5 protein-coding genes and 1 pseudogene are annotated in these 5851 nt (G+C 53.5%); 1 reads left to right on the top strand and 5 read right to left on the bottom strand.

Features of this window, described 5'->3' with window-relative positions; translation table 11 throughout:
- From AUR66_RS03235 to AUR66_RS03250, 4 genes and pseudogenes are all read right to left on the bottom strand, one after another.
- The coding region (locus AUR66_RS03235; protein WP_157532977.1) for a ComEC/Rec2 family competence protein at positions 1-859 on the bottom strand (859 nt) is incomplete at its 3' end.
- Between the two features lie 105 nt (positions 860-964).
- Complete coding sequence (locus AUR66_RS03240) at positions 965-1360, bottom strand: hypothetical protein (protein WP_157532978.1); 396 nt, start codon at positions 1358-1360, stop codon at positions 965-967.
- Between the two features lie 343 nt (positions 1361-1703).
- Positions 1704-3092, bottom strand: coding sequence for an ATP-binding protein (locus AUR66_RS03245; RefSeq protein ID WP_058571077.1), 1389 nt, complete (start codon positions 3090-3092; stop codon positions 1704-1706).
- Positions 3093-3165: 73 nt separating this feature from the next.
- Positions 3166-3522: pseudogene (locus tag AUR66_RS03250) on the bottom strand (VirB4 family type IV secretion system protein); the annotation flags it as partial.
- 142 nt (positions 3523-3664) lie between these two features.
- On the opposite strand from AUR66_RS03250, the gene AUR66_RS03255 reads away from it, so the two are divergent.
- A complete protein-coding gene (locus AUR66_RS03255; RefSeq protein WP_058571079.1) occupies positions 3665-4264 on the top strand; it encodes an RNA-guided endonuclease InsQ/TnpB family protein in 600 nt (199 codons plus the stop codon).
- Between the two features lie 634 nt (positions 4265-4898).
- Here the strand turns inward: AUR66_RS03255 and AUR66_RS03260 are convergent.
- Positions 4899-5543: a homing endonuclease associated repeat-containing protein gene (locus tag AUR66_RS03260; protein WP_157532979.1), complete on the bottom strand. Its 645-nt coding sequence runs from the start codon at positions 5541-5543 to the stop codon at positions 4899-4901.
- Positions 5544-5851: the final 308 nt, after the last annotated feature.

A 5851-nucleotide genomic window follows, 5' to 3' on the forward strand; every position in this document is an offset into this window, starting at 1 on the left:
CTAACCGTTCGAGTGTCTCCTCGTTCGGGTGGCCGTACTGAGAATCATAGTCGCTCGAAACGACTGCGACCTTCGGCTGGACGGCTTGCAGGAATGGCTCACTCGTGCTGCCTTTCGAGCCGTGGTGGCCCGTCTTCAGCACGGTGGCCCGAAGGTTTTCGCCATACGTGTCGATCATGTACTCTTCAGCTTCGTGTTCAGCATCGCCCGTGAACAAGAACCGCGTCGACCCGAATTGCGTCATCAAGACGATGCTGTTCTCGTTGCGGTCTTCACTCGCGAGGTAGCCCTCAGGTGGGGACAGAACAGTTGAGTTCACCTGTCCCATCGAGATCTGGTCGCCTGCCTGCGTCCGGTACAGTGGGACCTCATACTGTTCGACGGCGTCGAGGTACGCAGCGTAGGTTTGGGACGTCGACGCGATACCTGGGTCGTAGATGGCTCCGATACCGTTCGCCTCTGTCTCGTAGTATTCGATGACGGCTGCGTTCCCACCGATGTGGTCTGCGTCTGCGTGTGAAGTCACGAGATAATCCAGTCGTTGGATATCGTGGGCCTGGAGATACGCGAGGACTGGCTCACCATCATCGCGGAAATCCCCAGAGTCGATGAGCATCGTCTCTCCATTTGGTGCGATAAGAAGCGTACTCACCGACTGGCCAACGTTGATGAAGTGGACTTCAAGCGTTCCGTTGACGGACGTGGTCGTAGTTGATTGGGTTGTCGTTGCTTGCTGCGTTGTGGGTGTTGTGTCCGTTGGTTGTGCACCACCGGTGTCGAGTGTTCCGCCTCCACCACCGGTACACCCTGCAATAAACACGAGAACGACAACCGCAATTGTTCGGAAAGACGCAGACATACTGTAGTGGTTGGTCGCTTGGGATATACCTCTATTCGGTATCTGACGGTTGATTGGCTGATTCACATTAGTGTGAGGCTGTGAATCAGACAACGGAAATTCACACTATCCGATTTGCACACCTTCTCGAATCAGCAACTCGTAGACCTCTTCTGCGGATTCACATGACTCCACGAGACGGCGGGCCCGTTCGCTCTCTCTGTTAGCTAAGGCGTCTGCTGCACTATCCTTGACCTCTGGTGGTTTGAATGCGTCCCAGCCGTAGTGGACGTACGCCCATCCCGCGAGTAACTTATCAGATGGCACGCGGTGGACACCGTTCTTGTCCTTTTCTGTGATTTTTAATTTGTTGTAGAACTCCGAGAGTGCTGCCGATACGGTCCCAGAATTCATATTGTACTCGTCGATGATCTCTTTGTTTGTCCACCAACGCTCGCGAGAGAGCAAAATGGACATCACTTTTTGATACTCGTTCATTGAAAATTCGGTCTTGTGTGTCATCCATTCTCTCTGTCTCCAGGTTGAGATATAGTTATGATATTGGCTCGGAAACATGTCTGGAATTAATCCGTACCTGCGTCAGGTCTGAGACAATGACACACCTATTGACCGAGTGTGAAAGAGATACCCGCAGCACTGGTGGACGATATTGGTTTCAGTAACACCTCTCTAAATCTCTTAACAGGTGTCGTACTCACCTGGGTTGGCTCTGCTGAAGCCTTCAGAGAGAGATTGGAATCCTGCCCTGACAAAGTATTTGACACGTCGCTACACGGCATCCAAATCAACTGTCTAAAGAGAACAGCGACAGTTCCACGAGTCAGGGCGGGAGGGGCTCCGATTATCAAGTGTCCGTTAAGCGGTCTATCTCCTGTAAATCAAACAGCGTCCACGACTCATCCAGTTCATCGGCGAGTCCATCTGTAAAACCACCCTTCGAAAAGAGTGCAAATTGCTCAGTCCGATCAGGAGTCCCCCAGCGAACGTTTTCTGTTTTTGCTTTGAGGTCTTCGACAAGCGACTGCCCAACTGGAGACGAGGTCCATTTGCATTCTGCGAAGAGGATCCGGTCATCAGCCGGCGACAGGCCGACAATATCGATTTCGTGTTCTCCGTACCACCATCGCCCGACACTGCCGTAGGGCTCGAGCTCATTGCGTCGAATCGCCTCCCAGACGACTTCACGACAGATTCGCTCAAACACCGTCGAGACGTGCGTTTGGAGGTCTGGGAGGATTGTTTCTTGGAGAACCACCTCAGGGATTTCAGTGATGCTCGAGCGGTTTGGCTCGACGTACCGAAACCAGAACCGAAGGAATTCGTCCGAAATCCTGTACAGTGACCGCTTTGATTGCGCTGAAGAAACAGTGACTGGTGTTTCTCGCTCGATAAGACGAAGGCGACGAAGTGTCTGTAGATACTTTGAGAGCGGGCCTGGGTTGACCCCAGTCATGCCAGCGATTTCATTCGGTGTTGTGTGCCCAGTTGCAATTGCTTCGAGAATACTCAGGTACCGAGCTGGTGAGCGGAGCTCTGTCCGCAGTAAGAACTCTGGTTCATTGTACAATAGCGAATTCTGCGAGAGTACTTGCGACTCGATGTTCTCTGCGAGTGATTGTGAGTACTCAAAGAGTGTGAGATACATCGGTGTTCCACCGGTGACTGCGTACGAACGAATTGCATCCTCAACGTCGTATTCGATGACTGACCGTGCATCTCGGAAATTGAACGGAGTGATGTCAAGTTGGTGCGTACGTCGTCCGTAGAGCGGACTTTTGTGACCAAGAACGTCAGATTCCATGACGCTAATACTCGAACCACACAGCACGAGCATCGCTTCGGTCTGCTTGAGGCGCTCGTCAACGAACGCTTGCAGATACGATAGTATCGAATCGTTGGAGTCAATCAAGTACGGAAATTCATCGATTACGATGACACGGGGCTCTGATTCGAGTAAATCTCCGAGGTAGTCAAACGCCTCATCCCACCCTTCGATTCGCGGAACTCGGTCGTCAAACGCTGTCGCGACCTGTGTGACAAACTTGTTGAGCTGCTGTGGTTCTGCTTCTTGTGCAGCAAGATAGTAAACGTGCGGATGTTCACTGCAAAACTGCTTCAGCAATTCTGTTTTCCCGACACGTCGACGGCCGTATACCACAACGAACGAGTGGTCGTCCGTCTCGAAGCCTTCTTCCAAGGCCGTCAGTTCAGCGGTCCGATTGTAGAAGGTCATTATCTACCTAATCATTATTGTGATAATGACTTAGCGTTGCTGGTGTGTCGAATAGGGGAATGTTCGAAACAGACTAAGAACGCCTGTACGTCCGGACAGTGCGATTGTCTGCACCCGGTAGTAAGCGACCAACCGACTCCGTTGGGTCGAAGTCGATGACCTCCTTTTCTTTGGGCATCGCTTCAACTCGAATGCCGCGCCACTCACCGTCGACGCCGACGAGCGCTTCTGAGTACCCTGCATCCTCATTCCCGGGAATTGCATCTTGGACGAAGCGCATCTGGGCGTAATTCAGGCCGAACTCCGTGGCCCACGTTTCGTCCATGCCATCAAGATGGTGGAGCTGCTTGACTGCACACTGTTCTAAGATCGTCTCGGACTCAGCGTGTTCGAAGAACTCGTCGACGGTCTGGGTGACGAGTCTGATGGTACATCTAGTCCCAAAACGATTGAATTCGCTCACTTAAACGGTAACGAGCAGAATTCCACGGGTCACCCGACCCGTGGATGAATGCGACAATCGCCCGACTTAAAGCCGATATTCAAGTGACCCGCCCCCGACTATACTGGTAGTGGAGCAGACGTTCAAGTACCGAGTGTACCCGACTGATGACGTAGCGAGCGAGGCTCGCAGACACATCAACATCTGTCGGGAAGTGTACAACCATGCACTCGGAATATACGATTCTGCTCCAACCGGCGACAAACCCACGTACACCCAACTTCAGAACAAACTCCCTGCATGGAAACGCAAGTGGGAGTCGTGGAGTGACGTGAACTCGAAGTGCTTGCAGATGGCTGTTCGACGCATCTTTTCAAGCCTCAGCGTTCTCAAGTCACTCAAATCCAAAGGCTACAACGTGGGGAAACTCAAGTGGAAATCCCCGCGAGAGTACCGCAGTATCGTGTTCAACCAATCAGGCTTTGACGTGGATGATAACACGGGCCGAACCGAACACGCCACTCTGGAACTCTCGAAACTCGGAACGATGAACGTGGACTACCACCGCCCACTCCCCGAAGACGGAACAATCAAAGAAATCCGCCTCAAGGAAGAAAAATCAGGGAAGTGGTATGCGTCTGTTGTCGTGGACTACGACCCAGAACACCCTGAGAAACCAGCCGTCGAAAACATCCAAATCGAGGATACGATGACATCCTCCTCGTCGTAAACGACGAGGTTTCCCCATCCGCGCTCGGGGGCGGGTTGGCCGACGCACCATGCAAAACGGTGCGTGGGACTCCAACCCGTCCGACGGGGGCAAATCCACCCGCTTGCGCGGGGTGTCTCGGTGTGTGCGCAGTACGTGAGTCCCGTGAGGGATGTGGCGTCTTCGGCGTCCAGACGGACGCGGTATCTCCTTGCACCGTGCATCCCCACCGCCCGTGAGGGAGTTGGGGGATGCCCTCGAACGCCCCTTTCAGAGCGTCCGAACACGGGTCGTGCCATCGACCTGCGTCACCTCTCTGCCACGTTGGTGACGCTCAAGCGCGGGAGGCTCGCGTTTTTGATGCCCGCCTTTTCGGCGGATGCGTCAGTTGACGTGAGTCAGGTCGATGGTGTGTTATCGACCATGCCGACGGGAGGAACGCCAATCCACCTCCACTTTTCCGCGTTGAGTTGTCCCGAGAGACGACCCCAATCGGCAAATTCGTTGCGGTTGCGTCCCTGTTGTCGGATTCACGCCCGCCGTAAACGGCGGGACTCTCTCCTTAAATCAGGTAGTTCACGCTAAAACCGTCCGTCACAAACCATCGAATACGAAGATACGCACACTCTACATCCGATGTGGGGAAAGGGTCACGTCACGAGTCGTCGAGGGCAGCGTTACACGCATTGGTCCATGTTCCGAATTCGCGGTAGTACGGCGTACGCGAGTAGACACCTCGCTCTCGGAGATCACGCTGCGTCGGTTGGCAACCCAGTTCGTCTGCCAGTCGGCGTATCTCTCTCTTTAGTTCCTCACGCGTGACTGCGTTCCCCTGCCCACCGGTGTTCGGTTCGAGACCGGCAGCTTGAACCGCATCAGACCACCCGTCCCACCGACTTCTGTAGGAGTTACGCGAAAACTTCCCGTACGTCGAGAGGTCGCCGACCGACGGCGTTTTGTCCAAATCGACGGCGAGACGGCGGAGTTCCAAGAGGAGTTCCGCGCGGATTTTACTCTCGCTGTCGCCGTCGAGGAGCTCGTCGATTTTCATACGGAACGTTTCGTCGGTAATGCCGTGATAGCGCTCAGCATCAAGTCGGTCCGCGCTGAATCCGGCGTCTTCTAACGCAGATTCCCACGACCCGTACTCGTCGACGTACGCCGACGGGTCGAGTTGTCCCTGTCCAGCCATCGACGCACGCGTGGGTATGCGCTGTAACTTGTCCTCTAACCGTTGCAACTCCGTCCGCAGGACGTCACGCAGTCTATTCGACGCCGTCTCTGAGTTGTTCGAATTCATCTGGATGCCACCGCTTATGATTGCGGTCTGTATGTTCAGCACTCGGAATTGAGGCCATATCAGTATGTCTGTTGATTATCAAATATGATATTATGGAAAATACACTGTTACGTACAATTTGGATGTGACGGAATACAAAATCCGTAGCGGTATGGCCCTAATTATATTCATTTAGAATTGGCGGGTTAGTGATATTAGCTGGGTATCGCAATCGGTAGTCAGTGTCCGGTACGGACACCTCCAAAATAACCATGAAATCCGAATACAACCAAGCCGACCGTGGTCAGGTGGGCATCGGGACACTAATC

This window comes from Haloferax profundi (assembly GCF_001469865.1).
GTDB lineage: Archaea > Halobacteriota > Halobacteria > Halobacteriales > Haloferacaceae > Haloferax > Haloferax profundi.

Excerpts from the sequence above, each read along its gene's own strand:
- AUR66_RS03240 (WP_157532978.1), bottom strand. The coding sequence starts at position 1,360 with ATGACACACAAGACCGAATTTTCAATGAACGAGTATCAAAAAGTGATG.
- AUR66_RS03245 (WP_058571077.1), bottom strand. The coding sequence starts at position 3,092 with ATGACCTTCTACAATCGGACCGCTGAACTGACGGCCTTGGAAGAAGGC.
- AUR66_RS03260 (WP_157532979.1), bottom strand. The coding sequence starts at position 5,543 with ATGAATTCGAACAACTCAGAGACGGCGTCGAATAGACTGCGTGACGTC.